This is a genomic window from Amycolatopsis sp. NPDC041971, from assembly GCF_055588925.1.
Genome location: NZ_JBVJCE010000011.1, coordinates 17,179 through 43,499, shown reverse-complemented (window position 1 = coordinate 43,499; position 26,321 = coordinate 17,179). Strand labels below are relative to the sequence as shown.

Here is a 26,321-nt window from a genome sequence, read left to right as displayed (position 1 = left end):
GGAGTGGGATAGGTGTCAGTTCGAAACGCCACAAGGATGATGGGGACGGGATCACGTCGGCCCCCTGTCTGAGGGGTTGAGCTGTTCCCACTCCTCGCGGAGCACCCCGTAGACGACGGCGTCGTGCACGCCGCCGGACCAGCGTCGGGCGCGCCGGAACCGGCCTTCTTCAACGAAACCCAGCCGCCGTCCGACGGCGATCATTCCCGGGTTGCCCGAGAACGTCGCGAAGTCCAAGCGCAGCGCGTCGGTGCGGGAGAACAAGTAAGTCGTCCACAAGCGCAAGGCCTCGGTGCCGAATCCGCCGCCCCAGTACTGCTCGTCGTAGATGACCAGCCCCATCCGGCGCCAGTCGGTCTGCCTGCTTTCCCAGTACCAGCTGACCCGGCCGATCACCCTGCCGCCGCCCACATCGCACACGGCGAGGCTGGCGCGGGGATCGGGCCCTTCGGCCTTGGCGGCGGTAAGTTCGATCGCCGTGGATTCGGCGGCCGCCGCGGTCGGGGTGCCGAAGTAGGGCCCGTTGGTCTTGTGCCAAGGTCGCGCGGGATCGAGCAGGTCTTCGAGTGATCGGAGATCGGACGGCCGCCAGCCACGCAGCCGGACTTTGTCACCTTCGAGTACGACGTCGTCCACCGGCCAATCGTGGCTTGCCGCGGCTGACTACGATCGTCGGGTGACTGAACTGCTCGGCCCTGCGGAGATCAGGGCGCTTGCGGCCGAGCTGGACGTACGTCCGACCAAGAAGCTCGGCCAGAACTTCGTGCACGATCCCAACACGGTGCGCCGCATCGTCGATCTTTCCGGGGTCGGCGAAGGTGACGTCGTGCTGGAAGTCGGGCCGGGCCTCGGCTCGCTGACCCTCGGCCTGCTCGCGACCGGTGCCGAGGTCGTCGCGGTCGAGATCGATCCCGTGCTGGCGGGGCGGCTGCCGGACACCGTGGCCGAACGAGGCGGGGCCGAAAGGCTGAAGGTGGTCGGTGCGGACGCTTTGCGGATCACGGCGGACGACCTGCCCGCACAGCCGACCGCGCTCGTCGCGAATCTGCCGTACAACGTCGCGGTTCCCGTCGTGCTTCACCTGCTCGCCGAGTTACCGTCGCTGACCAGCGGTCTCGTGATGGTCCAGACCGAGGTCGCGGACCGAATGGCGGCAGGCCCGGGAAGCCGGACTTACGGCGTGCCCAGCGTCAAACTGGCGTGGTACGGGAAGACGCGCAAGGTCGCCGCGGTGCCTCGCGCGGTGTTCTGGCCGGTTCCGAATGTGGACTCCGCACTGGTCGCTTTCGAGCGGGGCGAAGTGGTGTCGTCCGTCGACCGGGAGCGGCTGTTCGCGGTGGTGGACGCCGCCTTCTCGCAACGGCGGAAGACTTTGCGTGCCGCATTGGCGTCATGGGCCGGTTCCGCCGAACGCGCGGGGGAGTTGCTCGAAAAGGCGGGGATCGACCCCAAGACCCGCGGCGAGCAGCTGGATGTCCACCAGTTCGCTCGGATCGCCACGGCGGCCGGCTGACGGCTGCGGCAGGTGTGACCGGCACCGCGCGGACCTGAGCTGGTCAAGGTCAGCACGAGTGCGTAAGTCCTCTTCTCGATTTGCCTGCGCCGGACCCGTCTTGGCAGGCAGCGCCCCTGTCGCGGTCTACGGACGTCTCACTCTGTCTCAGAATATGGACCCCGCATCCTGTATGATGGACGCGACCAGACGTGTGATCTGCGCCTACGCGCTTGCTTTCATCCAGTGGGATCGGTTTTACTCAGTGAACCATCCCGAGCGACTGAGAGACCTGGCTCGCCGAAGTCGCAGCAACCACCCTCCACAGGGCAGGTGCTACAGCCAGGACCGATGGAGGCTGTGCCTAATGAACAGGGTCACCCACCCGCTCCTGCTGACCAGGCGACGTGTCGTCGATGAAGGTCGCCGCACGGTAAGTGCGTGTCGACGCTCCACCGTTACTGCCTGAGTCCTTCCCCTTATCTCTGAATCCGTCCGTTCCGGACGGTTACTCGGTGACGGTCGGCGCGCTCGAAAGAAGCAGCGCCCCATGTGCATGGAGCCCTTCGTGATCACTGTCGAAAACCTGTCCAAATCCTTTCCCCTCAACGGAAATCCCGTCGTCGCCCTGCGTGATGTGAGCGTGGACATCCAAGCGGGCTCGCTTTTCGGAGTCGTGGGTCCGGCCGGCTCCGGCAAGTCGACCCTCGCTCGCTGCATCGGCCTTCAGGAGCGCCCCGACCGCGGGGTCGTCCGGCTCGACGGCCTCAACACCGGAACTCTCGACGGCCGTCGTCTGCGCGAGATCCGCCGCCAGGTCGGTGTCGTAAGCACCAAACCGGAATTGCTCGCCGAGCGCACCATCGCCGGCAACATCGCTTCGCCGCTCGAACAGCTGGGCCTCGACGGGCCACAGCGCCGCAATCGGGTCGGCAACCTGCTCGACCTGGTCGGGCTCACCCCCCGGGCGGGACAGCGGCCGGGCGACCTGACCGAGGGGCAGTTGCGGCGGGTGGCCATCGCCAAGGCTCTCGCCGCCGGGCCCTCCGTGCTCTTGGCCGACGACCCGACCGCGGGTGTGCAGCCCGAGGAGTCCGGCGCGGTTCTGACCGTGCTCGATCGTGCGCGTGCCGAGCTCGGAGTCACCGTATTGCTCACCACTCCCGACGCCGGCGTGGTCCGCCGTGTCTGTGACGACGTCGCGGTCCTGGAGGCCGGGGCGATCATCGAACGGGGAACCGTGCTCGACTTGGTCTCCGACCCGAACAGCCGGACCGCACAGGCGCTCCTTCCCGCGATCGAGACCGGGCGGGCGCAGGCCTCGAAGTACGACCGCGCGGTGGACGTCGTGCTCGTCGGCTTCGCTTCGGTCGGTGCGCTGCTGCCGGAAGCCGCCGGTCGTTTCGACGTCGAACTTGCCACCATCGGCGGCGGTCTGACCCGGATCGGTGACACGCCGGTCGGCCGGTTCCGCCTCGGTGTGCGTGGTGAGCGCGCGGACGCCGCGCTCGCCTGGATCGCCGAACGCGGCGGCCACGTGACCCACCCGGTCCGCGGACCGCAGGGCGTCGCCGCCTGATTCCTCCGCGAACGGGCCGCTCAGGACGAAACCTGTCCGGGCGGCCCGTTTCGTGCTTGCCTCGTCCTGTTCTCTTTTCTCCTGGTGACAGCACAAGTGAAGCGGCCACGTAGTCTTGACTGGTGCTCGCCGTCGTACCGCCCCCAGTGACCGTCAGGGTCCCCGCCAAGGTCAACCTGCACCTCTCGGTCGGTGACGTACGCCCGGATGGCTACCACGAGCTGGTGACCGTGTTCCACGCGCTTTCCCTGACCGACGAGGTGACCGTCGCGGTCACTGAAGACCCCGGCGTCGAGGTCTACGGCGAAGGTGAAGGCGTTGTGCCGACAGGGGCCAACAACCTCGCCTGGAAGGCGGCACAGGCACTGGCCGCGCACGTCGGCAAGGCGGACGGCGAATCCAAGGTCCGAGTGGTGCTGCGCAAAGGCATTCCGGTCGCGGGCGGGATGGCCGGTGGCAGCGCCGACGCGGCCGCGACCCTGGTGGGCCTCGCGTCGCTTTGGAAGCTCGACATCTCCCGCGACGAGCTGGCGGGTATCGCCGCGAAGCTCGGCAGTGACGTTCCTTTCGCGCTCTACGGTGGAACCGCGTTGGGTACCGGCCGAGGCGAGGAGCTGGTGCCGGTCTTGTCGCGGCACACGTTCCACTGGGTTCTGGCCTTCGACCAGCGTGGTCTTTCGACTCCACGGGTGTTCGGCGAACTGGACAGGTTGCGTGAAGAGGGCAGCCCGCCGCGGATCGGTTCGCACACTCCGGTGGTCGAGGCGCTGGCGTCCGGTGATCCGCGGCAGCTGGCGCTGCTTCTCGGCAATGACCTGCAGGCGGCCGCTGTCTCGTTGCGTCCGGGACTACGGCGCACGTTGCGGGCCGGGGTCAACGCGGGCGCGCTCGCCGGCACCGTGTCCGGATCCGGGCCGACCTGCGCCTTCCTGTGCGCGGACGCGCAGTCGGCCGTCGAGATCGCCGCGGAACTGTCCGGTGCGGGGGTCTGTCGCACGGTGCGTGTCGCGCACGGGCCGGTCCCCGGAGCCCGGCCGGTCGGCGGGGATGACGCGCCGCGGCCGGCGCCGCCTCGGGTGCACGCATGAGGGTGTCCGGAATGGACATCGACTAATTCGTTGTGTTGCAAGCTTTGTGGAAAGGATCGGCTGAGGCATGGCCAACTTGGTCAACCTGGAGTCGGTGAGCAAGTCCTTCGGGGTGCGCCCGCTGCTCGACGGTGTTTCGCTCGGTGTGGCGGAGGGGCAGCGTATCGGCGTCGTCGGTCTCAACGGGGGCGGGAAGACGACGCTGCTGGAGGTCCTCGCGGGGATCGCCGAGCCGGATACGGGACGTGTCAGTCAAGTCCGGGGCCTGCGGATGGCCGTGGTCACCCAGCGGACCGAACTTCCCGACGGCAGCACGGTCGGGGATGTCGTGCTGGAGCGCTACGGCGCGGAGCACGAGTGGGCCGCTGACGCGCGAGTCAGGTCCATTATGGATGGTCTGGGAATCACGGCTCTCGGAATCGAGAAGCCGACGGTGAACTTGTCCGGTGGCGAACGGCGCCGTGTCGCGTTGGCGGCGGCCCTCACCGGTGAACTGGACCTCGTCGTCCTCGACGAGCCGACCAACCACCTCGACGTCGAAGGTGTGCGCTGGCTCGCGGACCATCTGCTCAATCGCAGGATCGCGGTCGTGGTCGTCACCCACGACCGGTGGTTCCTCGACACGGTCGCGAGTGTGACCTGGGAGGTCGCCAACGGTCGCGTCGAGCAGTACGAAGGCGGTTACGCGGACTGGATCTTCGCGCGGGCCGAACGGGCGAGGCTGGCGGCGACGGCCGAGGAAAAGCGGCAGAACCTGGCGCGTAAAGAGCTCGCATGGCTGCGTCGCGGCCCGCAGGCCAGGACGTCGAAGCCGCGCTATCGCGTCGAGGCGGCGGAGGCCTTGATCTCCGACGTGCCGGAGCCGCGGGATTCGGTCGAACTGCAGACGTTCGCCCGTCGTCGGCTGGGAAAGACCGTGTTGGAGATCGAGGACGCCACGTTGACCGTCGGCGGCGACCGCATCTTGCTCGATCACGTCACGTGGCGGATCGGGCCCGGCGATCGGATCGGTCTGGTCGGCGTCAACGGGTCGGGCAAGACGACACTGCTCAAGCTGCTCGGCGGTGACACCGAGCCCGAGACGGGCCGGCGCGTCCAAGGCAAGACGGTCAGTCTCGCGCACCTACGGCAGGAACTCGACGATCTGCCGGGTGATCTGCGCGTGCTGCAGGCGATCGAAGAGATCTCGGGGCGGGTCGTGTTCGGCAAGCAGGAGCTCACCGCTTCGCAACTGGCCGAAAAGCTGGGGTTCCCCGCGTCGAGGCAGTGGACGCCGGTCGAAGACCTTTCCGGTGGGGAGCGGCGACGCCTGCAGATGTGCCGGCTTCTGATGGCCGAGCCCAACGTGCTGCTGCTCGACGAACCGACGAACGACCTCGATATCGACACCCTGCAACAGCTGGAAGATCTGCTCGATTCTTGGCCGGGCAGCCTCGTCGTCGTTTCGCACGACAGGTATCTGGTGGAACGCGTCTGCGACACGATCGTCGCCCTGTTCGGGGACGGGCAGGTGACGCATCTGCCGGGCGGGATCGAGGAGTACCTGGACCGGCGCGTCAAGAGCCTCGAGAAGGCCGGTGGCGACCGGAAACAGGGCAACGGGCAGGCTTCCACGTCCAAGAAGAGCGCCGCGGACCAGCGGGCGGCACAGAAGGAGCTGTCCCGTCTCGAGCGCAAGCTCGACCAGCTGCACACGAAGGAAGAGAAGCTGCACGCGGCACTGCTCGCCGCGGCCACCGACCCGACGAAGCTCATCGAGCTGAACACCGAACTGAAAGCCGTCGAGATGGAGAAGGACGAGGTCGAGGCCCAGTGGCTGGAGACCTCCGAAGCCGCGGAGTAGTTCGCTCGACGGCGAGCGCGTCTTTCGGCGCGGACAGTAGTGTGACGCGCATGAGTCGGTTCGTGGACACGCTCGTCGCCACCGCGACGGGGCGAGGTCAGCAGCGGGGAATGGTCACCGGGGAGCCCAAGGAACCGGTTCGGCGTACGTGGGCCGAGATTCACGAGCAAGCCAAGCGGGTCGCCGGGGGCCTGGTGACGGCCGGGCTCGAGCCCGGCAAAGCGGTCGCGGTCCTGGCGGCGGCGCCGTCGCTGATCGCGCCGACGGTTCAGGCGGTATGGCTCGCCGGCGGCAGCGTGACGATGCTGCACCAGCCCACGCAGCGCACCGACCTCGGCGAATGGGCCGAGGACACCGTTCGCGTGTTGCGGATGATCGGATCCGGCCTGGTTCTGCTCGGTGAGCCGTTCGACCAGTTGGCGCCGGTACTCACCGAGCACGGCATCGCCTTCCAGGTCATCACCGAGCTGCTCGAGGCCGAACCGCTGGCGGAACCCGTGCCGACGGCCGAATCGGACACGGCGCTGTTGCAGCTGACCAGTGGTTCGACGGCCGACCCGAAGGCCGTTCGGATCACCTACGGAAACCTGTACTCGAACGTCAAGGCGATGGTCGAACGCGCCGAGTTCGATTTCGATGTCGACGTGATGGTTTCGTGGCTGCCCACGTTCCACGACATGGGGATGGTCGGCTTCCTGACGGTCCCGATGACCTTCGGTGTCGAACTCGTCAAGATCACGCCGCTCGAGTTCCTGTCGGGACCGTTGATCTGGCCGCAGCTGATCAGCAAGTACAACGGCACGACCACGGCCGCGCCGAACTTCGCCTACGCGATCGTGGGCAGGCGCATGGCCCGTGTGGAGGACGACAACGCTTACGACCTCTCGAAGTTGCGGATCGCGCTGAACGGCGCCGAGCCGATCGACGAGACGGCCGTGCAGACGTTCGTCGAGGCGGGGGCCCGGTTCAAGATGCCCGCCGAATGCGTTTTCCCCGCGTACGGCATGGCGGAGGCGACTCTCGCGGTTTCGTTCGCGCCGTTGTTCACCGGTTTGACGCTGGACGTCATCGAAGCCGACGCGCTCGAGGCGGACAACCGCGCGGTGCCGGTTCCCGAAGGCGACCCGCGGCGCGGGACCGAGGAGGTCCGATCCTTCGCGGTGCTCGGACCGCCGCTCGACGGGCTCGAAGCCGAGATCGTCGACGACAAGGGCACCGTGCTCGGCGACCGCGAGGTCGGGGAGATCCGCCTGCGCGGCGAGGCCGTGACGCCGGGCTACCTGACCATGGAAGGTCCGCTCGCGACACAGGACGAGAACGGCTGGCTGCTCACCGGCGACCTCGGTTACCTGATCGACGGCATGATCGTGATCTGCGGCCGCCGCAAGGACGTCATCATCATGGGCGGCCGGAATCTGTACCCGACCGACATCGAACGGGCGGCGACCTCGGTCGAGGGGGTCCGGGCGGGCAACGCCGTGGCGGTGCGGATCGACGCCGGCAGCCGCCGGGAGCGGTTCGCCGTCGTCGTAGAATCGAAACTCGCCGGGGACCCGGAGACGGAGAAGACGCTGGCGAAGGAGGTCGCGGCCAAGGTGCGCGGCGCCGTCGACATGCGGCCGTTCGCCGTCGTGGTGCTTCCGGCGGGAAGTTTGCCCAAAACGCCCTCGGGCAAGGTGAAGCGGGCCGCGACCGCCACCCAGTTCGCGGACAGGATCGCCAAGAACGCGGCGACCAGCTGACACGAAGGGCCGGGGCCGCGAATATCGCGGGCCCGGCCTTTTCGTGGCACCTCCCGGTGATCAGCGGCGTCGCCAGGGTGGCTTACGGGTGTGGGTGTGTTCCAAGGCGGGCGCGATGTAGTAGTCGGCCGACTGGGACAGTCCGGCCAGCGTTCCCTCGACGTCCCGGAGGAACGCGTCGACCGCCGCGGGGTCGTAGCCTCGTTTCGAGAGCGGTGCTTTGGCGAACGCCACGTTGTGGACGTCCGAAACCGACAGATCGTCGTCGCCGTCGAGAGTCGCCGCGACCCGCTCGAGGAACGCGTCGACCGCCGGTTCGTGATAGCCCCGGGCGCCGATCGGCGCCCGGTCGAACTGCCGGGTTCTGGCCTCGAACGCGGTGACCGGCACTAGCGCTCCCGCAGGAACTCGACAGGACCGCGGTCCGGAACGGCGCGTTCGGCGGTCGCCTCGTCCTCTCCACGCGCGCCGGGCACGCCGAGTACGTGCTGGCCGGTCCGGCGGGCGAGTTGCTCTTCGACCTTGTCGAGGAAAACGTCGACTTCGCGTTCGTCGTAGCCGCGCTTGCCGATCAGCGGGCGCGAGAACATGACGTGGTGAACCTCGGCGGCCGTCAGGTCGTCCCGGTCCGAGATCGTGTCGGCGATCCGCTCCAGGAACGCGTCGACCTCGTGTTTGGCGTATCCGCGCCGCCCGATCGGGGCGTTCGGGAACGTAGCGCCGGTGATGTCTTCGGCCGCAAACGACATGAAACTCTCTCCGGTTTCGGTGGGGAATGCGATCTCCGCATTCCGTCCTAACGGGTTTGAGAGTTCCTCGGAAGAGCTCGCGCTATTCCACGACTCGATCAGGGGCGTGGTGAACGCCTTCGAGTGACGAGCTGTAACACACCGCCATGTGAGCGGTTTCACCCAGCGTGGAATGTGTTCTGGGCCGCGGCGAGACCGGTGCTGATAAGCGCTTCAACGGCGTCGGCGCAACGATCGAGCTCGAAAGCGAGCTCTTTGCGTTCGACCGTCGAGAAGTCTTTTAGCACGAAATCCGCCGGATCCTGGCGGCCCGGAGGGCGGCCGACGCCGAAACGGACACGGTAGTAGTCCTTCGTGCCGAGAGATTTGGTGATCGAGCGGAGCCCGTTGTGCCCGTTGTCGCCGCCGCCCAGTTTCATCTTGAGCGCGCCGAAGTCGACGTCCAGCTCGTCGTGGACGACCACGACACCGGCCGGGGGGATCTTGTAGAACCGGGCGGCGCCGACGACTGGGCCACCCGAGAGGTTCATGTACGAGCGCGGCTTCGCCAGGACCACTCGCTGCCCGGCGAGCCTGCCTTCGAGGACTTCGGCGCCGCTCTTGTGGGCTTTGAACTTGCCGCCGACGCGGTGGGCGAGCTCGTCGAGCACCATGAAGCCGACGTTGTGCCTGTTGCCCGCGTATTGGGGGCCGGGATTGCCGAGGCCGGCGAGCAGGATCTGCTCGCCGGCCCCGGGAAGTACTGCTTCGGTCACACCGGTGACTTTATTCGGCGTCCTCGGCGGAGGTCTCCGCCGCCTCGGCAGTGCCCTCGTCGCCCTCGAGCGCGGACTCGGACGGCGACTCGTTCACGGCGACGACCAGGGCGTCGGGGTCGGTGACCAGCGAAGCGCCCTTCGGCAGGGCGATGTCCGAGGCGTTGATCTGGGTGCCGGCGACGACGCCCTCGACCGAGACCTCGACCTGCTCGGGGATGTGCAGCGCCTCGACCTCGATCTGGATGGCGTCGAGGTCGGTGGTGACCAGGGTGCCCGGGCCGGGGGTGCCGGTGACGACGACGGGGATGTCGACGGTGACCTTCTCGCCGCGGATGACGACCAGCAGGTCGACGTGCTCGATGTAGTTCTTCAGCGGGTGGACGACGATGGTCTTCGTCAGCGCCAGCTCGCTCTTGCCCTCGAGGTCGAGGGTGATGACGGCGTTGCTGCCGTTCTCACGCACGACGCGGGCGAACTCGATGGCGGGCAGGGCGTAGTGGCGCGGTTCCGAGCCGTGCCCGTACAGCACCGCGGGGATCTTGCCGGCGCGACGCGTGCGGCGCGCGGCACCCTTGCCGAATTCGGTGCGGGGCTCGACGGACAGGCGTACCTCGGACACGGTGTAGCACTCCTTCAATTCACAACATGTTCGGCGAAATCATGCTGAGGTGGGGATGGTTCAGGGCGGTTCCGGTGTTCGGCGGCGAATTCCACAGGCGTGCTCGACCGCGTGTGGCCACTCAAGCCGCCGCGTCGATCACGTCGGGCACCAGGTGCTCACGGAACCCGCCTCGCCGAGACCGGGAAAGTGTAGACCAACCGGTCGTGCGGGGGTCCCGCCGGGTGGCTCGTTCAGGTGACAAGTCGGTGACAGCTGCTTCGGGAACCCGCGGATGCGGTGGTGCGTGACCCCTTTTCTAAGGTGTGATCTCCTCTCACTCGAGACAAAGGGGGCGGAATGCCGGCACGACGGTTGAGGATCGGCGCGATCGCCACCTTGTGCTGCCTCGTGGCCGGTTGCGACGTCGCGATCGACGGCGCGGCGGGGATCTCGCCCGCCGAGCAACAGCGGGTGGACCGGCGCGCCGAGCAGCGCGGCGCGGTGGAGAGCGCGCTGAAGGGACTCGAGCAGGCCCCGGCCGTTGTCTACAAGTCGACAATCAAGGATGCTTCGGGTCAACCCGCCGAACTCCAGTTCCGGATCACCCGTAACGGGAGCGCGCACGGCGCGCTGCCGGTCGACGGCAAGGCCATTCAGGTCATCTCCGCCGACAAGCAGCTGTACGTCTCGGCCACGCCGGAGTACTGGAAGGCGCACGGGCTCGGCGACAGCGACCTGTACGGCACCGGCTGGGTCCGCACGGACAGCTCGGACCTGCCGGTGAACGCCGTCGAGGTGCTCAACCCGCGCAAGGCCGCGTCGACACTCCGGACCGCCGCGGCCGGGATGAACCCGCTGGCCGATCCGGTCCGGTCGAAGCTGCCGGACGGGACCGAGGTCTACGACGTCGGGAGCGGGCTCGGGACACTGCGGGTGACCGCCGCGGCGCCGCACCGCGTCGTCAGCTTCGCGCCTTCCCTCGTCGCGGCGGCGGGCGGCAAGACGCTCGGTGCCGAGATGCGGGTCGAGCCCCTCGCGGGGGACGCGCTCAAGAAGCTCCAGACCGATCTGGACGCCGCTGTCGGCGGGATCGGGCAGCCGTTCGACGCGCTCACCCAGGTGAACGTCAGCGTCGTCAACGACAAGCTGGACTGCACGGATTTCGTCGGCACCTGCCGGGCGACCATCGACGTCGCCAACACCGTCATCGGCGGGGTGAGCGGGACTCCCGTGCACCTGACGCTGACCGTCGACTTCACCGCGCAGTTCCTGGGCGCCCAGTCCTGCACGGCGGACGCGAACGCGGCGCCGGACACCACGACGAGCATGGCCTGCGAGGTCAAGTTCAGGTTGCCGAATCGGAACGCCAGCTACCAGGTCCAGGCGAAGCCGACGGCCCGCGGTGAGGTCCGGGTCCCGGTCGACGTCAACGGCGTTCGCGAAAAGCTCAAGTCCGAGTTCGCCACGCTGGGCGGCTGAGCCGCATACACACCTCGGGGTGCGTTGCATACGTTGAAGTAGCCGAACGCGCGTTCTTAGCATCGGGGTGGTCGCCGATGAAAAGGGAGAAACACGAGTGGCGAAGTTGGTTGTTTTCGGAGGAACCGGGTACGCGGGTGGAAAGATCGCGGAGGAGGCTCGTAGCCGCGGTCACGAGGTTCTCGCGGTGTCGAGGAGCGCCGAAGGTGAGGGGACCAGGGCGGGATCGCTTTACGACGAGGCCTTCCTCGCCGAGGTCGCCAAGGGCGCCGACGTCCTGGTCATCGCGGTGCACGGGCAGAGCGGTCTGCTCGACGCGGTGCCCTCGATCGCCCAGGTCGCGAAGGACAACGGCGCGCGGATCGGCGTGGTCGGCGGAGCGGGCAGCCTGCGCGTGGCCGAAAACGGGCCGCGATTGATCGACACCCCCGAGTTCCCGGACGAGTACAAGGGTGAAGCCGGAGCGCACGCCGAGGTGCTGGAAGCGTTCCGGAAACTTCCCGAGGACGTCGACTGGTTCTACGTCAGCCCGGCCGCGGAGTTCGGTGCGTGGGCCGAGGGCGAGCGGACCGGTGAGTTCCGGCTCGGCGGCGACGTACTCCTGACCGACGAGAACGGCGGTTCGAAGATCGGTGGCGACGACTACGCGATCGCGTTCGTCGACGAGATCGACAAGCCGGAACACCGCCGTCGGCGTTTCTGCGTCGCTTACTGACCGGACAGTTCTTTCACGACCGGAGCGAACGTTTCCAGCATCGGTTCGAACACCGTGATGTAGGAGAAGCCGTACCGCTCGCGACGCTCCTGTAGCTGCCGGACGATCTCGGCGACGGTGCCGAAAAGCAACTGAGGTGTTTCGAGGAGGGTGTCGACGTCGAGGCCGTCTTGGTCTTTGACTTCTTCACGCCAGGCTTCGGCGGCCGCGCGCCGATCGTCCGTGACCACGACCCGCTGGACGAGCATGTTCAGTTCGGGAGCCCGGCCGTTCGTGTGCGAGCGGAAGAAGGCGACGCGTTCGTCCATGCGATCGGCGTCGTCGAGGCGGAAGGTGCCCGGCGGCTTTCCCGGTGCTTGACGAAGGCCCGCGAAGCCGGCGATGTCGGCTTCGCGGGCAGCGAGGGAAAGCACGCCGTCGCTGTTGCCCGCGAGGAGCAGCGGCGGGGGCGTGATCCCTTCGCCGGCGAAGTGTTCGCGCAGGTGGTCCAGGCTTTTGGCGAGGTACTCGATCCGTTCTTCGGCCGGGGTCCACGGCAGGCCGGCATCGTCGAATTCCGATTTCATGTGGCCGGAACCGAGGCCGAGATCCAGCCGGTCGCCCGTCATCTTCACCGTCGTGACGACTTCGCGTGCGAAGAGCGCGACGTTGTAGAAGGCCATGTTGGCGACAAGAGTGCCGACGCGTGGCCGTTGGGTCACCGCGGCGGCCATGGTCAGCGCCGGGAAAGGCGCGTTCCGTCCGGGCCCGAGATGATCGGGCACCGAGATGACATCGAATCCGAGGGTCTCGACGCGACGGCACTTCGCGACCCAGTCTTCGCGGTTCTCGGGGCCCCACAGGTTCACGCCGAACTTGAATTTCCCCATGCATGGCAACCTAGCCACGTCGGGCAGCCGGGCGTGCGCCGTTTCGCGAGGAGCCGAAAACGCAGCAAGGGGACCTTTGCTGTCACTCTCCGGGAGAGAGCGATAGCAAAGGTCCCTTGCTGCGACGAGGTCAGGCGTTGCCGTCGAAGAGGGACGTGACCGACCCGTCCTCGAAGACCTGCTGGATGGCCTGCGCCAGCAGCGGCGCGATGGACAGCACCGTCAGGCCCGGGAACCGCTTCTCCTCCGGGATCGGCAGGGTGTTGGTGATGATCACCTCGCGCGCCTTGCAGTTCGACAGCCGCTCGGTGGCGGGGTCGGACAGGATGCCATGGGTCGAGGCGATGACGACGTCGGACGCGCCTTCGTCGAGCAGGGCCTCGGTGGCCTTCACGATCGTGCCGCCGGTGTCGATCATGTCGTCGATCAGCACGCACAGCTGACCGCGGACCTTGCCGACGACGCGGTTGGCGACGGCTTGGTTCGGCTTGTCCGGGTCGCGGGTCTTGTGGATGAAGGCGATCGGCCGGTCACCCAGCTGAGCCGCCCACTTCTCGGCGAGCCGCACCCGGCCCGAGTCCGGCGAGACGACGGTGATGTTCTCGTCCTGGTAGGTCTTGTTGATGTGCGCGGCTAGCACGTTCTGCGCGAGCAGGTGGTCGACGGGGCCGTCGAAGAAGCCCTGGATCTGCGCGGTGTGCAGGTCGACCGTCATGATCCGGTCGGTACCCGCGGTCTTGAACAGGTCGGCGATCAGGCGCGCGGAGATCGGCTCGCGGCCCTTGTGCTTCTTGTCCTGCCGCGCGTACGGGTAGAACGGCATGATCACGGTGATCCGCTTGGCGCTCGCGCGCTTGAGGGCGTCCACCATGATCAGCTGCTCCATCACCCACTCGTTGATGGGCGCCGGGTGGCTCTGGATCACGAACGCGTCGGTCCCGCGCACCGATTCGTTGAACCGGACGAAGATCTCCCCATTGGCGAAGTTGTGCGCGGTCTGCGGAACGACCGACACGTTGAGGTGCTTGGCGACCTCTTCCGCGAGTTCCGGGTGCGCGCGCCCGGAGAAGAGCATCAGGTTCTTCTTCGGTGTTCCGGACTTCGAGCTCATGCTGGCGACTCCCCGTCGTTTCCCTTATTCGAATCGGACACGGCGGTGGTGTCCTGCTTCGCGGCGGAAGCTGCTTCCGCCGCGGGTGTGCCCGGCCTGCGCCGGGTCACCCAGTCTTCGATGTTGCGCTGCGGCCCGGTGGACACGGCGAGCGCGCCCGGGGGCACGTCTTGCCTGATCACGGTGCCTGCCCCACTGTAGGCGCCGTCGCCGATGGTCACCGGGGCGACGAACGTGTTGTCCGCGCCGAGCCGCACATGGGAGCCGATCGTGGTGTGGTGCTTGTTCACGCCGTCGTAGTTGACGAAGACGCTGGAACACCCGATGTTGCTGTTTTCGCCGATGGTCGCGTCGCCGACGTAGGTCAGGTGCGGAACCTTCGTCCCGGCGCCGATGTCGGCGTTCTTCGTTTCGACGAAAGCGCCGAGTTTGCCCTTGGTCCCCAGTTTGGAGCCGGGACGCAGGTAGGTGAACGGGCCGACCTTCACGCCGTCGCCCAATTCCGAATCGGAACCGTGCGTTCGCACCACCGACGCCCCCGCGCCGACGGAGACGTTCTCCAGGGTGCTGTCCGGGCCGATCTGCGCGCCCTCACCGACCGACGTCGAACCCTTCAGCTGCACGCCGGGCTCGATGACGACGTCACGAGACAGGGTCACACCAGCGTCGATCCAGGTGCTCGCGGGGTCGACGACGGTGACGCCGGCCCGCTGCCAGCCGCGGACGATCCGGCGGTTCAGTTCGGCGCCGAGGACGGAGAGCTGGACGCGGTCGTTGACGCCTTCGGTCACCCACGGGTCGTCGATGACCAGTGCGCCGACACCTTTACCGTCGCCGCGGGCGATGCCGAGGACGTCGGTGAGGTAGAGCTCGCCCTGCGCGTTGTCCGTCGAAAGCCTCGAAAGCCCGTCGACCAGGATCGAAGCGTCGAACGCGTAGACGCCGGAATTGATTTCGGCGATTTCTTGCTGTTCGGGGGTGGCGTCCTTCTGCTCGACGATCGAGGTGACGACGCCGTCTTCGTCGCGGACGATCCGGCCGTAGCCGGTCGGGTTCGCGACGACGGCGGTCAGCACGGTGACCGCGTTTCCGGTGGAAGTGTGCTCGGCGACCAGGGAAGCGAGCGTTTCGGTGTCGAGCAGCGGGACGTCGCCGTAGCTGACGACGACGGTGCCGGTCAGTCCGGCGGGCAGTGCCGAAAGCGCGCACGAGACGGCGTGCCCGGTGCCCTTCTGTTCCTCCTGGACGGCCGTGACGACCTCGCGGCCGAGGGCCTCGCCGACCTTCGCCAGCTGAGCGCCGACCGAGTCGCGACCGTGGCCGATGACCACGACCAGATGGTCCGGGCTCAGTCCCGCGGCGGCCCGGACCGCGTGCTCGACCAGGGGACGGCCGGCGATCGGGTGCAGCACCTTCGGGGTGGACGAGCGCATGCGGGTGCCCTCACCCGCGGCGAGGATCAACGTGCTCAGCGGGCCGGTCACGGCACTCCCAACATTTCACCAACGGTGGTTGTCGGGCATTGATCCTACGTGGGCTGCTCGGCGTCCCACGCGGGGTCGGTCGGAGCATCCTCGCCGGGCCAACCGGTCGTCGGATCGATGGCCATCGAGTTCACCGACGAAACCTGGTTCCCCCCGCCGCGTTTCGCCTGGTACATGGCCGCGTCGGCGCGTGCCAGCACCTGTTCGGCCCGCTCCTGCGGGCGGAGCGAGACCAGGCCGACGGAGAGGGTGACGCCGTGCGAAAGGTGGTGCGGCAGAGATGCGACGGCATTCACAGAACGACCCAGCGCCTGCTTCGCCGCCGACGCCGGAGCCCCAGGTAGAAGCACGATGAACTCGTCTCCGCCGTAGCGGGCGACGACGTCGTCGCCGCGCAGGGCGTCGCGCAGCGTGCTCGCGATGACACGGAGCACGTTGTCGCCCTCGGCGTGCGACTGCTTGTCGTTGACGTCCTTGAAACCGTCGAGATCGACCAGCGCGACGGCGAGCGGCTGGGCGTCGGCGGACGACGCCAGCGAACGCAGCTTTTCGTCGAGCGCGCGCCGGTTCGGCAGCCCGGTGAGCGGGTCCTGCAAGGCCTGCTGGGTGATCGCTCCGTGCTCGGCGGACAGGCGTTCGTGCTCCCGGCGCGCGTTGAGCGTGGCGATCTGCGATTCCCGCAGCGACCACATCTCCGTTTCCAGGATGGTCGCGTAGTCGATCAGCGACTGGCTCGCCCCGGACGCGTAGTCCGGAGTGGTGTCGAGCCTGGCCAGCTCGCGGGCGAGGTTCAACCGCATCGACGGCAGCGAGCCTTCCTCGTTGTCCTCGCGAACGTCCTTGAGCACCTGCAGCGCGTCCTCGCGGCGGCCCTCGTTGTCCAGGCAGCGGGCCAGCGCGATGGCGATGATCTCGCGTTCGTGCGGGAACACCAGTTCCGGATGCAGCAGCGAGTTCAGCCGGTCGATATGGGACGAATCGGGTGACGCCAGCGCGGCCGCCGCGGCGAGTACGCCGACCTGGTCGATCGCGGGCACGCCGGCCCTGCGCGGGAACAGCGACTCGGTGAACGGCCCTTCGGCCGCCTGCGCCATCGACGCCGCGGTGCGGAACTTGTCCGCGCCCTCGTCGTAGCGCTCGATGCGTTCGAGCCGCAGGCCCCAGCCCAGCAGCATCTTGACCCGGTTGATCAGCTGGAGCGCGATCTCGTGCGGGCTCGCGCTGTCGCGGATCGCCTGCGCGGCGCGGGCGATGGCCTCCTCGGCCGCCTCGTAGACGCCCAGCTGGTTCAGCACCAGCCAGCAGTCGACGAGGGTCGTGGAGAGCATCCGGTCCCAGTTGCGCCTGCCGACCTGGCGGTCCGGGACCGCGGAGTCGTCGAGGATGGCCAGCGCCCTCGCGATCTCGGTGAGGGCCGCGTCCTCCTGTTTGGCGATCACCAGACGGCGCCCGCGCATGGCGTGCGCGTCGGCCCGCATCAGCGCGAGACCGTGCCGCCTGGTGTGCGCGAGCATCTCGTCGAGCCTGGGTTCGGCTTCGGCGGCGAGACCGCGGGTGACCAGCCTCGCCATCGCCGAGTAGCGCAGCAGCTGGGCCACCAGCAAGGGTTCGCCGCGGCGCTGCGTCTCGTCGAGGAGTTCGTCGAGGCTGGTGACGATGTCCAGCTGTTCGGCGAAGCTGACGCGCTGGATGGCCGCCCCGAGTTCGCGCGCGCGGCCATGGAGCCAGGCGTCGGACATCTCCGCAAGCGCCGGCCGCCTGCCACTGGTCGTCGCGTCCTCGGTCAGCCGCACACACCCCCACCGTTGAAAACGCCGCTGGTCATCTGTTCGTCTGCTCCGCCGCCAGGATTCGAACCTGAACTGTCAGAACCAAAATCTGAAGTGCTGCCGATTACACTACGGCGGATCGATCCTGGTCAGGATAGCCATGCCGGAGACGTCCGCGTGCGACCGGGGGTTGCCTCACCTTCGCGGGCACTCCACAGGGGACGAAACCTCCTGTACCGTAACTTACGGCATCGTAGGTAAGGTCACCCTTAGGGAAACCTCAAGGGTTGCGCACAGAAAAGAAGTGACTGCATGACGGCTACCCTGGACCGTTCCCAGAAGCCCGTGAAGGGCCCCAAGCCGGTAATCGAAGGACATCGATCGAGCGGCGTGCAGCTCTCGGTCTACCTCGGGGTCATCTTCCCGCTCGCCGCGTTACTCGTGGCCGTCCCGTTCGCCTGGGGCTGGGGACTGACTTGGGTCGACGTCGGCCTCTTCGTGGTCTTCTACGCGATCAGCGGACTCGGTATCACCGTGTCGTACCACCGCTACTTCACGCACGGCTCGTTCAAGGCCAAGCCGTGGCTGCGCGTCGCGATGGCGATCGCCGGCAGCATGGCCGTCCAGGGCCCCGTGATCACCTGGGTCGCCGACCACCGGCGCCACCACGCCTTCTCCGACCGCGACGGCGACCCGCATTCGCCGTGGCTGTTCGGGACGACACCGGTCGCCATCGCCAAGGGTTTCTGGCACGCGCACATGGGCTGGCTGTTCGACCGCGACCAGACCAACGCGGAGCGGTTCGCGCCGGACCTGGTGAAGGATCCGGCCATCAAGAAGGTCGACGAGCTGTTCTGGCTGTGGAGCCTGCTCACCCTGGTGCTGCCCGCGATCCTGGGTGGACTGATCACCTGGTCGTTCTGGGGCGCGGTGACCGCGTTCTTCTGGGCCGGTCTGGTGCGCGTCTGCGTGCTGCACCACGTGACCTGGTCGGTCAACTCGGTGTGCCACATGATCGGTGAGCGCCCGTTCGCCGCCCGTGACAAGTCGGCCAACTTCTGGCCGCTGGCGATCTTCTCCTTCGGCGAGTCGTGGCACAACCTGCACCACGCCGACCCGACCTCGGCACGGCACGGTGTGCAGCGCGGCCAGATCGACATTTCCGCGCGGCTCATCTGGATCTTCGAAAAGTTCGGCTGGGCCTACGACGTGCGCTGGCCGACCCCGCAGCGCCTCGCGCGCATCGCCACCGAAAGCAAATAGCGAGGTCGCGTTAGTCTTCTGCGATGGCGGGGAGAAGACGGACCAAACGTGAAGCGGTCACCGGGGCGCGTCCTGTCGCCCCGGTGGCCCGGGTGCGGATGACGGGGACCGAGCGCAGGCAGCAACTGCTCAACGTCGCCAGGGCCCTTTTCGCGGAGAAGGGTTTCGAAGGCACGTCCATCGAGGAGATCGCGCACCGCGCGAATGTCTCCAAACCGGTGGTGTACGAGCATTTCGGCGGCAAGGAAGGCATCTACGCCGTCGTCGTCGACCGCGAGACGCAGTCGCTGCTCGACCGGATGGTCTCCACCCTCCACGGTGGACACCCTCGGGTGATGCTGGAGCAGGCGGCGATCGCGTTGCTCTCCTACGTCGAAGATTCGCACGACGGCTTCCGCATCCTGGTGCGGGATTCACCGGTCGCGAGTTCGACGGGCACGTTCTCGACGGTGCTGAACGACATCGCCAGCCAGGTCGAGCACATCCTCGCGCAGCAATTCGCCGCACGGGGCTACGACGAGAAGCTGGCCGCGCTGTACGCGCAGGCGCTCGTCGGGATGGTCGCGCTCACCGGGCAATGGTGGCTCGACGCACGGAAGCCGAAGCGCGACGAGGTCGCCGCGCATCTGGTCAACCTGGCGTGGAACGGTCTGTCCAATTTGGAACACAAACCGAAGCTGCGGCTGTACTGAGATCGTCGGCTAAGCCGAAAATCGAAGTTCGCGTCACGAGTGGGATGCGACGAATGCCCCGAGGTGGATGCTTATCTCTGCCAAGGGAAGCGGGCATCCGCCAAGGTGCTGCTGTGCCTGGACAAGCTCGAGCAGCGGTCGTCAGCGCACGACGCCGGTGTCCCGCAGGTGGTCGAAGATGATCTTGCCCACCGCGGAGAGCCGGTCTTTGTTCTCGTAACCGAGCCAGGCAACCTCCTCGATTTCACTGCTTGCCGTGAGAGTCCCGCTGAATTCGGCCGTGTAGCAGGTCGTCCGGACCAGGAGGCCGGACGCGTGGCCGTCGGCCTGCGCTTCGAAGACCCCGGCGGGCGCGATACTCACCGGATCGATCTCGACGGTCAGTTCCTCGCGGATCTCCCGGATCAGCGTCTCGGCGTCGCTTTCGCCGGGCTCGCGTTTGCCGCCGGGCAGGTAGAACACGGACTTGCCGTGCGAGCGGGCGGTCAGGACCAGGCCGTCCCGCAGGTGCAGCCAAGCGATCTTGTCGATCATGGATCAGCCCAGCGCCGCGGCGGTCTCGGCGGTCGTGAGCACTTCGCCCAACCGCGGGAACACCTTCGTGATCGCCGATTCGTGGGAGATCGCGGCGATACCCGCCATCGCGTCCGAAACGGCGATGGTCTCGTAGGCGTGGTCGATCGCGGCCCGCAGCGTCGATTCGACGCCGTACTCCGTGGCGATCCCGGCGAACACCAGCGTCTTCACGCCGAGGCCGCGCAGGAGTTCGTCGAGTCCGGTGCGGGAGAACGCGCCGATCGTGTGTTTGGTGATCAGGTGCTCGCCTTCGCGAGGCGTCAGTTCGGCGACCAGTTCACTGCCGGGTGGCTGCTCGTCGACGTCCGGCCGGTGCGCCCGCACGTGGACGATCGGTGAGCCGGCCGCGCTGAAGGCGTCACGCAGCAGGACGGCCTTCGACACGACTTCGGTGCCTTCGATCGGGACAGTCTCGAGCGCGACGATCCGCGTCTGGAGGTCGATCAGGACGAGTGCGGTCGTCGCCGGGTCGATCTTCGTCATGCGGGAAGCCTAGTGTTCCGATGCCGTGGTCGCGGCGTCCCCGTCAACGGCGGCGCGCACCTCGGCCGTCAGGCGCCTGGGGTGACGCGGAGCAGCTTGTCGTCTTCGCCTTCCGAAGTCGTGACGTAGAGCGCGCCGTCCGGGGCGCTGCGGACCGCGCGGAGCCTGCCGAACTTGTCGTCGAACTCCGGCGGCAGCGTCACTTCGGTGACCTTGCCGGTGTCGTCGAGGCGGAACAGCAGGAGCTTCTGCCCCTTCAACGCGGTCACGGCCAGCGAGCCTTCGAGCGGGCCCCACTGCGATCCGGTGAGGAATTCCGCGCCGCAGATGGCTTCGGTGACCTCACCGGTCGTCCACAAAGGACTGACGGCGTCCGGGAAGCGTTGCTTGTCGGTCATCGGCACGCTCTCGTCGTAGCTGGTCTCGGTACCGCCCTTCGACGGGTCCCAGCCGTAATTCGCCCCCGCGCGTTCCAGGTTGACCTCATCGTCGATGGTCGGCCCGTGCTCGGCGGTGAACACCTGCCCGGTGCCCGGCCGCACCGTAACGCCCTGGACGTTGCGGTGACCGAAGGTGAACACGCGCTGCTCGTTCGGGTTCGCCGACGAGATGAACGGGTTGTCCGGCAACGCGTTCCCGGTCTTCGCGTCGATTCGCAGCACCTTGCCGGCGAGACTCGTCCGGTCTTGCGGGTGCCGCGGACGGGCGGTGTCGCCGGTGCCGACGAGCAGCGCGCCGTCCGCGCCGAACGCGGGACGGCAGCCCGAGTGCCTGCCGCTGGAGTTCACCGGCAGCCCGGTCAGCAGGTCCTTGACCTTCGTCGCGCTGGCGGCGTCGTCGGAAAGCCGCCAGGTGACCAGCCGGATGTCGACGGCGTTGTCACCCTTCTTGTGGGTCTGGCAGGTGATGAACTCGCGCGACGTCGCGAAGTCCTTGCTGATCACCATCCCCATCAGGCCGCCTTCGCCGCGTACGTGGACGTCGGAGAAGTCGGCGGTGACGTCGCGCTTCGTGCCGCCGTCGATCAGGGCCAGCTTCCCGGGGCGCTGGGTGACGAGGATCTTCCCGTCCGGCAGGAAGCCGACGTCCCAGCCGTGTTCGAGCCCGGCCGTCACCTGCTCGACCTTCAGCGTCTTCACGGCGGGCTTGGAGGTGACCGGTGGCGCGCTCTGCACCGATTCGCTCGACGCCCCGGAACAGGCCGTGAGCAGCAAGAACAGGGACGCGAACGCGACGACGGCGGTTGTGCGCATGACATCAGCATGCCACCGTGCCCGCCCGCCCGCGCGGAACGAACCGGTCACCGGGTGAGGATCGCGGCGGTTTCGGCGTCGGCGGGAAGGAACGTCTCCAGTTTCAATTCCGACACCGTGACGTCGGCGGCCGTGGCGAACGTCGTGACGGCCGTGATCAGGCGCAGTTCACCCGCCGAAGTGGACAAGCGCATCGGCACGGCGAAGCCGAGATGATCGGGTCCGGGCGGGCCGGACTCCGGAACGTAACCTTCGAGTTCGGCCAGCAAAGCGGCGAGCCGTTCGTCGGGCGCGTGCGCGATTTCCCGCCTCAGCCGTTCCAGGATGTGCCGCGCCCAGTCCGCGAGGTTCAGCACCCGCGGTGCCATCCCCTTCGGATGCAGCGCGAGCCGCAGGGTGTTGACCGGTTCCTCCAGCAGTTCCGGCGCCACGTCCTCGAAGAGCGGGCCGAGTGCGTCGTTGCGGGCGACGAGCACGCCGTACCGGTCGACCACGATGGCCGGATACGGCCGGTGCCCGTCGACCAGCCGCCGCATACCGTCCAGGACCGGCCGCAGCCTCGGGTCGTCCAATCCGGTTTCGGGGAAACCGGGCGCGAACCCGGCCGCCAGCAGCAGGCCGTTGCGCTCCCGGAGCGGGAGTTCGAGCGATTCGGCGACGCGCAGCACCAGGCCACGGCCGGGGATCGACCGGCCGCCCTCCAGGAAACTCACGTGCCGCTGGGTGGTTCCGGCCCGTAGCGCCAGTTCCAGCTGGGACAACCGCCGCCGCTCGCGCCAGCCCCGGAGCGCGGGGCCGAATCCGGAAACCATGGTCGTCATCTTGGCCGACTCGCGCGCGGCGCCGCCATTCCCTCGAAGGAATGCAAGACGATTGCCCGCCGCGGCGATGCTTCCGGCGTGGAATTCGCTCTGGTCGTCCCCACTTGCCGGTTCATCCTCGCCGCCGGGCGCACCGCGGCCCGAAGGTGGCCGGCGCCCTGCCCGGGGTAATCGCGCGGCGGACTGTCGGTGCCCCCACGTAGGCTGGGACGGTGACAAACGCTCCATTGTCCGGACTCCTTCATTCCATCCTTCCCGATCCGGCCCTTCGCGGGGTCGTGGAGCGGGCCGGTGCCCCGGTGCTCGAACTGCAGGGCGCGATCGCCACCCGCCAGCTGGTCGTGGGCGCCCTCGCCGCGGACGAGGGCGCCGGCCGCCCCGTGCTCGCGGTGACCGCCACCGGCCGCGAGACCGACGAGCTGACCGCTTCGCTGAAGTCGTTCCTCGGCGAAGGCGCCGTCGCCGACTTCCCGTCCTGGGAGACGCTGCCGCACGAGCGGCTGTCCCCGCGGGCGGACACCGTCGGCCGGCGGCTGGAGGTGCTCCATCGGCTCAAGACGGGAGCCGACGACCTGCGCGTCGTCGTCGCGACCGTCCGCAGCCTCATCCAGCCGATGGCGCCCGGGCTCGGCTCGCTCGCGCCGATCGATCTGGTGGTCGGCGAGGAGCAGAGTTTCGAAGGGCTGCTGGAGCAGCTGGTCGAGCTCGCCTACACGCGGGTCGACATGGTCGAGAAGCGTGGCGAGTTCGCCGTGCGCGGCGGCATCCTCGACCTGTTCGGGCCGACGGCGCAGCATCCGGTGCGGGTCGAGTTCTGGGGCGACGAGGTCAGCGAGATCCGCGCGTTCGCGGTGTCCGACCAGCGGTCGCTGCCGGGGGACATCCCGCACGTCAGCGCGCCGCCGTGCCGCGAGCTGCTGCTCACCGAGCAGGTGCGCGCGAAGGCCGCCGAGCTGGCGACGACGTACGAGGCGGACGCCCAGCTCACCGAGATGCTCACCAAACTTTCCGGCGGGGTCCCCGTCGAGGGCATGGAGGCGCTCATCCCCGTGCTGTGCGAGGGCGAGCTGGACCTGCTGACCGACGCGATGCCCCAGGGCACGCACGTGCTGCTGGCCGATCCGGAGAAGATCCGTGCCCGCGCGGCCGACCTGGTCCGCACCGGGCAGGAGTTCCTCGAAGCGTCCTGGACCACGGCCGCCGCGGGTGGTCAGGCCCCGATCGACCTCGGCGCGTCGGCGTACCGAGACCTCGCGGAGATCGCGAAGCACGCCCAGGAGACGAAGCGCTCCTGGTGGACGCTGACGCAGCTGGCCAGCGACGATCCCGACGTCTACCGCGTCTCGATCGAGGCCGCGCCGAACTACCGCGGCGAGGTCGAGCGCGCGACGACCGATCTGCGCGCGCATACGGCCGCGGGCGGGACGGCGGTCCTCGTCGTCGCCGGGCACGGCACCGCGGCCCGCGCCGTCGAGCAGCTTTCGGCCGGAGACGTGCCCGCGTCGCTCGCGGAAGGCATCACCGGTCCGCTGACGCCCGGCGTCGTGACGGTGACCTGCGGTGGCCTTTCGGACGGCTTCGTCTCGCCGGAGCGAGCCCTGGTCGTGCTGTCCGAATCGGACTTGACCGGCCGCGGCTCCGGCGCCGGGACGTCCACAAAGGACTTCAGCACCAAGATGCCGTCGCGGCGCCGCAACGCCGTGGACCCGCTCGCCCTCAAAACGGGTGATTACGTCGTGCACGAACAGCACGGCATCGGACGGTTCATCGAGATGGTGCAGCGCACCGTCGCCGGCGCCACCCGCGAGTACCTGCTGCTGGAGTACGCCTCCTCCAAACGCGGACATCCGGGGGACCGGCTGTTCGTGCCGACCGATCAGCTCGACGAGGTCTCCCGCTACGTCGGCGGCGAATTGCCGACGCTGAACAAGCTCGGCGGGTCGGACTGGAAGAACACCAAGGCCAGGGCGAAGAAGGCGGTCAAGGAGATCGCCGCCGAACTCGTGCAGCTCTACGCCGCGCGGCAGGCCGCGCCGGGGCACGCGTTCGGGCAGGACACCCCGTGGCAGGGCGAACTCGAGGACGCCTTCCCGTTCACCGAGACCAACGACCAGCTCGCCGCGATCGACGAGGTCAAGGCGGATATGGAACGCGGCGTCCCGATGGACCGCGTCATCTGCGGCGACGTCGGCTACGGCAAGACCGAGATCGCGGTGCGCGCGGCGTTCAAGGCGGTGCAGGACGGCAAGCAGGTCGCGGTGCTGGTGCCCACGACGCTGCTCGCGCAGCAGCACCTGAACACCTTCACCGAACGGATGAGTTCGTTCCCGGTGAAGATCAGGGGGCTCTCGCGGTTCACGAACAAGACCGAATCCGACGCGGTTCTCGAACAGCTGTCCTCGGGTGATGTCGACATCGTGATCGGCACGCATCGCCTGCTGCAGACCGGGGTCCGGTACAAGGACCTCGGCCTGGTGATCGTCGACGAGGAACAGCGGTTCGGCGTCGAGCACAAGGAGCACATCAAGTCGCTGCGGACGCACGTCGACGTGCTGACCATGTCGGCCACGCCGATCCCGCGGACGCTGGAGATGTCGCTCGCCGGGATCCGCGAGATGTCCACGATCCTGACCCCGCCCGAGGACAGGCACCCGATCCTGACCTACGTCGGCGCGTACGACGACAAGCAGGTCGGCGCCGCGGTCCGGCGCGAACTGCTGCGCGACGGCCAGGTCTTTTACGTGCACAACAGGGTTTCCTCGATCGAGAAGGCCGCGAAGCGCATTCGCGAGCTGGTGCCGGAGGCGCGTGTCGTCACCGCGCACGGGCAGATGAACGAGGACAAACTCGAGAAGATCATCCAGGGTTTCTGGGAGAACGAGTACGACGTGCTCGTCTGTACCACGATCGTCGAAACCGGGCTGGACATCTCGAACGCGAACACGCTGCTCGTGGAGCGCGGTGACCTGCTGGGGCTCGCGCAGCTGCACCAGTTGCGCGGCCGGGTCGGGCGCGGGCGGGAGCGCGGGTACGCGTACTTCCTGTACCCGCCGGAGGCGCCGCTCACCGAAACCGCGCACGACCGGTTGGCGACCATCGCGCAGAACACCGAACTGGGCGCGGGCATGGCCGTCGCGATGAAGGACCTCGAGATCCGCGGCGCGGGCAACATCCTCGGCGCCGAGCAGTCCGGGCATATCGCGGGCGTCGGTTTCGATCTGTACGTGCGGCTCGTCGGTGAGGCGGTCGACGCGTTCCGCCGTCACGCGGGCGCGGACACGGCGGAGGAAGACGAGCTCGCCGACGTCCGGGTCGATCTCCCGGTGGACGCGCACATCCCGCACGACTACGTCCCTGGCGAGCGGCTGCGGCTGGAGGCGTACCGCAAGATCGCGGCCGCGCCCGACCAGGCCGGGCTCGACGCGGTGCGCGAGGAACTGGTCGACCGCTACGGCCAGCCGCCCGCCCCGGTGCGGCGGCTGCTCGCCGTCGCCACGTTCCGGCACACCTGCCGCGCGGCGGGCGTCACCGAGGTCGCCGTGCAGGGCACGTCGATCCGGTTCGCGCCGCTGCCGCTGGCGGATTCGCAGCTGGTGCGCCTGAAGCGCTTGTACCCCAAAGCTCTCTTCAAGGCGGTGACGAACACGGTTTCCGTGCCGAAGCCGACCGAGGGCCCGGCGGGCGGCCGGATCGGCGCCCCGGCACTGCGGGACGAGGAACTGCTGGACTGGTGCGCGAAGCTGCTGACGAATCTGATGAAGTCGCCCGCACCCGTCGCGTGACACGACCTTCGTGCGGGACTGGGGCCGGGTGGCGGCGGCCGTTGGGGCGCGTTGGTCGTGGGGGGGGGGGGGGGGGGGGGGGAGAAAAACCACCCCCCCCCCGCGTTCCCCCTCCCCACCGAGGGAGGGGGGGGGGGGTGGTGGGAGGCGTAGTCGGGGGAGCCCCGCTTTC

Annotated in this window: 23 protein-coding genes, 1 tRNA gene and 1 riboswitch; of the genes, 10 read left to right on the top strand and 14 right to left on the bottom strand. The window is 68.2% G+C overall.

The genetic code is table 11. The annotated features are described in order from the left end of the window. Nucleotides 1-51: 51 nt before the first annotated feature. Nucleotides 52-636 (bottom strand): GNAT family N-acetyltransferase, encoded by a 585-nt coding sequence (locus tag ACZ6DT_RS21730; protein WP_465598050.1) that lies wholly within the window; start codon nucleotides 634-636, stop codon nucleotides 52-54. Between the two features lie 40 nt (nucleotides 637-676). Between ACZ6DT_RS21730 and rsmA the strand changes: the two genes are divergently transcribed. The 5 genes from rsmA (at nucleotide 677) to ACZ6DT_RS21705 (ending at nucleotide 7,744) form a co-directional block, all read left to right on the top strand. Then, a complete protein-coding gene (rsmA, locus tag ACZ6DT_RS21725; protein WP_465598047.1) occupies nucleotides 677-1,513 on the top strand; it encodes a 16S rRNA (adenine(1518)-N(6)/adenine(1519)-N(6))-dimethyltransferase RsmA in 837 nt (278 codons plus the stop codon). 246 nt (nucleotides 1,514-1,759) lie between these two features. Then, nucleotides 1,760-1,850, top strand: a riboswitch (SAM riboswitch). 210 nt (nucleotides 1,851-2,060) lie between these two features. Beyond that, complete coding sequence (locus ACZ6DT_RS21720) at nucleotides 2,061-3,071, top strand: methionine ABC transporter ATP-binding protein (protein WP_125782491.1); 1,011 nt, start codon at nucleotides 2,061-2,063, stop codon at nucleotides 3,069-3,071. Between the two features lie 122 nt (nucleotides 3,072-3,193). Then, on the top strand, nucleotides 3,194-4,159 hold the full coding sequence (locus tag ACZ6DT_RS21715) for a 4-(cytidine 5'-diphospho)-2-C-methyl-D-erythritol kinase (RefSeq protein WP_465598043.1): 966 nt from the start codon (nucleotides 3,194-3,196) through the stop codon (nucleotides 4,157-4,159). A gap of 67 nt (nucleotides 4,160-4,226) precedes the next feature. Further along, nucleotides 4,227-6,002, top strand: a complete 1,776-nt coding sequence (locus ACZ6DT_RS21710) for an ABC-F family ATP-binding cassette domain-containing protein (RefSeq protein WP_465598040.1) — start codon at nucleotides 4,227-4,229, stop codon at nucleotides 6,000-6,002. 50 nt (nucleotides 6,003-6,052) lie between these two features. After that, nucleotides 6,053-7,744, top strand: coding sequence for a fatty acyl-AMP ligase (locus ACZ6DT_RS21705; RefSeq protein ID WP_465598037.1), 1,692 nt, complete (start codon nucleotides 6,053-6,055; stop codon nucleotides 7,742-7,744). A gap of 60 nt (nucleotides 7,745-7,804) precedes the next feature. On the opposite strand, the gene ACZ6DT_RS21700 is transcribed toward ACZ6DT_RS21705, so the two are convergent. The 4 genes from ACZ6DT_RS21700 to ACZ6DT_RS21685 form a co-directional block, all read right to left on the bottom strand. Then, nucleotides 7,805-8,134 carry a DivIVA domain-containing protein gene (locus ACZ6DT_RS21700; protein WP_465598034.1) on the bottom strand — a complete coding sequence of 110 codons (330 nt, stop codon included), beginning with the start codon at nucleotides 8,132-8,134 and terminating at the stop codon, nucleotides 7,805-7,807. After that, on the bottom strand, nucleotides 8,134-8,493 hold the full coding sequence (locus ACZ6DT_RS21695; RefSeq protein WP_465598031.1) for a DivIVA domain-containing protein: 360 nt from the start codon (nucleotides 8,491-8,493) through the stop codon (nucleotides 8,134-8,136). The genes ACZ6DT_RS21700 and ACZ6DT_RS21695 overlap by 1 nt, the downstream gene beginning before the upstream one ends. A gap of 158 nt (nucleotides 8,494-8,651) precedes the next feature. Further along, complete coding sequence (pth, locus tag ACZ6DT_RS21690; protein WP_465598028.1) at nucleotides 8,652-9,248, bottom strand: aminoacyl-tRNA hydrolase; 597 nt, start codon at nucleotides 9,246-9,248, stop codon at nucleotides 8,652-8,654. A gap of 10 nt (nucleotides 9,249-9,258) precedes the next feature. Further along, on the bottom strand, nucleotides 9,259-9,870 hold the full coding sequence (locus ACZ6DT_RS21685) for a 50S ribosomal protein L25/general stress protein Ctc (RefSeq protein WP_465598026.1): 612 nt from the start codon (nucleotides 9,868-9,870) through the stop codon (nucleotides 9,259-9,261). Between the two features lie 339 nt (nucleotides 9,871-10,209). Here ACZ6DT_RS21685 and ACZ6DT_RS21680 point away from each other — a divergent pair, with 339 nt between their 5' ends. Next, the gene (locus ACZ6DT_RS21680; RefSeq protein WP_465598023.1) at nucleotides 10,210-11,331 is read left to right on the top strand and encodes a hypothetical protein; all 1,122 of its coding nucleotides are present in this window, start codon (nucleotides 10,210-10,212) and stop codon (nucleotides 11,329-11,331) included. A gap of 97 nt (nucleotides 11,332-11,428) precedes the next feature. Next, nucleotides 11,429-12,046, top strand: a complete 618-nt coding sequence (locus tag ACZ6DT_RS21675; protein ID WP_465598020.1) for an NAD(P)-dependent oxidoreductase — start codon at nucleotides 11,429-11,431, stop codon at nucleotides 12,044-12,046. Here ACZ6DT_RS21675 and ACZ6DT_RS21670 read toward each other — a convergent pair. The 5 genes from ACZ6DT_RS21670 to ACZ6DT_RS21650 form a co-directional block, all read right to left on the bottom strand. Next, a complete protein-coding gene (locus ACZ6DT_RS21670; RefSeq protein ID WP_465598017.1) occupies nucleotides 12,040-12,915 on the bottom strand; it encodes a TIGR03621 family F420-dependent LLM class oxidoreductase in 876 nt (291 codons plus the stop codon). The genes ACZ6DT_RS21675 and ACZ6DT_RS21670 overlap by 7 nt on opposite strands. A gap of 130 nt (nucleotides 12,916-13,045) precedes the next feature. Continuing rightward, nucleotides 13,046-14,026 carry a ribose-phosphate diphosphokinase gene (locus ACZ6DT_RS21665; protein WP_465598014.1) on the bottom strand — a complete coding sequence of 327 codons (981 nt, stop codon included), beginning with the start codon at nucleotides 14,024-14,026 and terminating at the stop codon, nucleotides 13,046-13,048. Beyond that, nucleotides 14,023-15,510 (bottom strand): bifunctional UDP-N-acetylglucosamine diphosphorylase/glucosamine-1-phosphate N-acetyltransferase GlmU, encoded by a 1,488-nt coding sequence (gene glmU, locus ACZ6DT_RS21660; RefSeq protein WP_465598011.1) that lies wholly within the window; start codon nucleotides 15,508-15,510, stop codon nucleotides 14,023-14,025. The genes ACZ6DT_RS21665 and glmU overlap by 4 nt, the downstream gene beginning before the upstream one ends. A gap of 44 nt (nucleotides 15,511-15,554) precedes the next feature. Continuing rightward, on the bottom strand, nucleotides 15,555-17,303 hold the full coding sequence (locus tag ACZ6DT_RS21655) for a GGDEF domain-containing protein (protein WP_465598008.1): 1,749 nt from the start codon (nucleotides 17,301-17,303) through the stop codon (nucleotides 15,555-15,557). A gap of 43 nt (nucleotides 17,304-17,346) precedes the next feature. After that, nucleotides 17,347-17,418: transfer RNA gene (locus ACZ6DT_RS21650), tRNA-Gln, on the bottom strand. 173 nt (nucleotides 17,419-17,591) lie between these two features. Here ACZ6DT_RS21650 and ACZ6DT_RS21645 point away from each other — a divergent pair. Both ACZ6DT_RS21645 and ACZ6DT_RS21640 read left to right on the top strand, forming a co-directional pair. Then, nucleotides 17,592-18,542 (top strand): acyl-CoA desaturase, encoded by a 951-nt coding sequence (locus tag ACZ6DT_RS21645; protein WP_465598005.1) that lies wholly within the window; start codon nucleotides 17,592-17,594, stop codon nucleotides 18,540-18,542. A 98-nt stretch (nucleotides 18,543-18,640) separates the two neighbouring features. After that, complete coding sequence (locus tag ACZ6DT_RS21640; RefSeq protein ID WP_396558261.1) at nucleotides 18,641-19,234, top strand: TetR family transcriptional regulator; 594 nt, start codon at nucleotides 18,641-18,643, stop codon at nucleotides 19,232-19,234. Between the two features lie 141 nt (nucleotides 19,235-19,375). On the opposite strand, the gene ACZ6DT_RS21635 is transcribed toward ACZ6DT_RS21640, so the two are convergent. The 4 genes from ACZ6DT_RS21635 to ACZ6DT_RS21620 all read right to left on the bottom strand — a co-directional run bounded on the left by ACZ6DT_RS21635 (nucleotide 19,376) and on the right by ACZ6DT_RS21620 (nucleotide 22,358). After that, nucleotides 19,376-19,768 (bottom strand): NUDIX hydrolase, encoded by a 393-nt coding sequence (locus tag ACZ6DT_RS21635; RefSeq protein ID WP_465598002.1) that lies wholly within the window; start codon nucleotides 19,766-19,768, stop codon nucleotides 19,376-19,378. A gap of 3 nt (nucleotides 19,769-19,771) precedes the next feature. Next, a complete protein-coding gene (locus ACZ6DT_RS21630) occupies nucleotides 19,772-20,293 on the bottom strand; it encodes an isochorismatase family protein (protein WP_465597999.1) in 522 nt (173 codons plus the stop codon). Between the two features lie 68 nt (nucleotides 20,294-20,361). Then, complete coding sequence (locus ACZ6DT_RS21625; protein ID WP_465597996.1) at nucleotides 20,362-21,546, bottom strand: PQQ-dependent sugar dehydrogenase; 1,185 nt, start codon at nucleotides 21,544-21,546, stop codon at nucleotides 20,362-20,364. Nucleotides 21,547-21,593: 47 nt separating this feature from the next. Beyond that, nucleotides 21,594-22,358 carry an MmyB family transcriptional regulator gene (locus tag ACZ6DT_RS21620; protein ID WP_465597993.1) on the bottom strand — a complete coding sequence of 255 codons (765 nt, stop codon included), beginning with the start codon at nucleotides 22,356-22,358 and terminating at the stop codon, nucleotides 21,594-21,596. Between the two features lie 236 nt (nucleotides 22,359-22,594). Here ACZ6DT_RS21620 and mfd point away from each other — a divergent pair, with 236 nt between their 5' ends. Continuing rightward, nucleotides 22,595-26,149, top strand: coding sequence for a transcription-repair coupling factor (gene mfd / locus ACZ6DT_RS21615; protein WP_465598644.1), 3,555 nt, complete (start codon nucleotides 22,595-22,597; stop codon nucleotides 26,147-26,149). Nucleotides 26,150-26,321: the final 172 nt, after the last annotated feature.